The organism is Rhodococcus olei, from assembly GCF_039540555.1.
GTDB lineage: Bacteria > Actinomycetota > Actinomycetes > Mycobacteriales > Mycobacteriaceae > Rhodococcus_G > Rhodococcus_G olei.
Genome location: NZ_BAABFB010000091.1, coordinates 1 through 1,901 on the forward strand (window position 1 = coordinate 1; position 1,901 = coordinate 1,901).

Annotated in this window: 1 protein-coding gene; it reads left to right on the forward strand. The window is 64.4% G+C overall.

Going from position 1 to position 1,901, the window contains the following annotated elements; genetic code table 11:
• The first annotated feature begins 436 nt into the window (after nucleotides 1-436).
• Nucleotides 437-1,633: an Lsr2 family DNA-binding protein gene (locus tag ABD951_RS28065; RefSeq protein WP_345353470.1), complete on the forward strand. Its 1,197-nt coding sequence runs from the start codon at nucleotides 437-439 to the stop codon at nucleotides 1,631-1,633.
• The last annotated feature ends 268 nt before the right edge of the window (nucleotides 1,634-1,901 follow it).

The window sequence follows — 1,901 nt, forward strand, 5'->3', positions numbered from 1 at the left end:
TGGGCGACACGTCGCAACCGGTCGGCGTGTCGACCACAACAGGGCAAAGGTTCACGGGTGCGGCACTAGTTCAGGCCGTGCTCCGAGAAACACACAGATACCCGTTCCTCCCTGATGGATACGGCTCGACATCACTGATCCGGATCAGAGCGACTCGGTCCAGTGGATGCCGCCAGCCCTGAAGCGCACTTCCAAAGTTCCCTATCGTCGCTGCGGGACACCAAAGTTGCTGACTGCCAATGTGAGTCGCGCTCGTTCTGACTGAAGCTTGGCGCGTCGTGAGTTTGGGGATCCAGGAAGATCGTGTCGGCCTTCCCAAATCGGTGATGGGTTGGGGAGGTGGAAATGTCTGTTCGGGTGAGCTTCCTGATTACTGGGAGTGCCCGCCTGCCGTTACTGTGTGCGTTCGACAGGTGCCTAGCGAAGAAGGAGACACATGGCGATATCACCGAGGGGTTCTGAAAGTTCGGCGAAGAAGGCAACCAAAGAGATTCGCGAGTGGGCGATCCGGGAGGGCCGCGAGGTGTCCTTGCGCGGCCGGATCTCGGTCGAGATCGAGCAGGCCTTCTATGACGCTCAGCCGAAGAAGGTTCAGGCGAAAACGACGCCGGTAAAGACGGCCGCGACAAAGACGGCTGTGAAGAAGCCGGTCGCGGCGACGACTCCGGGAAAGCGGGCGAAGGCTCCGGTGAAGCCGGCGACGGCGAGCGCGGCTCCGGCGACGAAGACAGCCGCTAGGAAGACAGCCGCAAAGAATAGAGTTGCGACGAAGTCGGTTGCGGAGAAGACGGTCGGGAAGAGGCCGGTCGCGGCGAAGGCGCCGGAGAGGGAAGTGGTGGGTAAGGCTCCGGCGAGGAAGACGACCAAGGAGATCCGCGAGTGGGCGATCGGGGCGGGTCATGAGGTGTCATCGCGTGGCCGGATTCCGTCCGAGATTCAGCAAGCCTTCGATAACGCTCAGGCGAAGCAGGTTCAGGCAAAGGTGGCGTCGGTAAAGAAGACGGCCGCGAAGAAGGCAGCTGCGAGGACCACGGCCGCGGCGACGGTTCCGGTGAAGAAGGCTCAGGCAACAACGGCTCCGGCGAGGAAGAGAGCCGTGAATAAGCCGACCGTGAAGAAGCCGGTCGCGGCGGCGGCGCCGGAGAGGGCAGTGGTGAGTAGGGCTCCGGCGAGCAAGTCGTCCAGGGAGATTCGTGAGTGGGCGATCGGGGCGGGTCATGAGGTGTCATCGCGTGGCCGGATTCCGTCCGAGATCCAGCAAGCCTTCCACGACGCTCAGGCGAAGCAGGTTCGGGCAAAGGCGGCGTCGGTAAAGAAGACGGCCGCGAAGAAGGCAGCTGCGAGGACCACGGCCGCGGCGACGGTTCCGGTGAAGAAGGCTCAGGCAACAACGGCTCCGGCGAGGAAGAGAGCCGCGACGAAGTCGGTTGTGGAGAAGACGGCCGGGAAGAGGCCGGTCGCGGCGAAGGCGCCGGAGAGGGAAGTGGTGGGTAAGGCTCCGGCGAGGGAGTCTTCGAGGGAGATTCGTGAGTGGGCGATCGGGGCGGGTTATGAGGTGTCATCGCGTGGCCGGATTCCGTCCGAGATCCAGCGAGCGTTCCGTGACGCTCAGGTGGAGATGCCGGTCGCGTGAGTTGCAACGTCGCCCCGGTGCACACCGTGGCCATCCTGTCGTGACGCCTTGAGCCGGTGGGGATCGTGGCTTTCGGCGCCATGCGGTGGCGGGTGTCCGCGTCAGCGGTGCCGGCGACGGGGCGGAGGTATCCCGGCGGCACCTGCCTTGTCGATTCCGCGCGGGAGCGGATTGGGTGCAGCGGTTCCGGTCCAGTGAAGGGCCTTACCCCCGATTCGTGGACACGGGTGGTGGATTACGCCGCGGACGCCAGGGTAGCGGCGTACCG

Excerpts from the sequence above, each read along its gene's own strand:
- ABD951_RS28065 (WP_345353470.1), top strand. The coding sequence starts at position 437 with ATGGCGATATCACCGAGGGGTTCTGAAAGTTCGGCGAAGAAGGCAACC.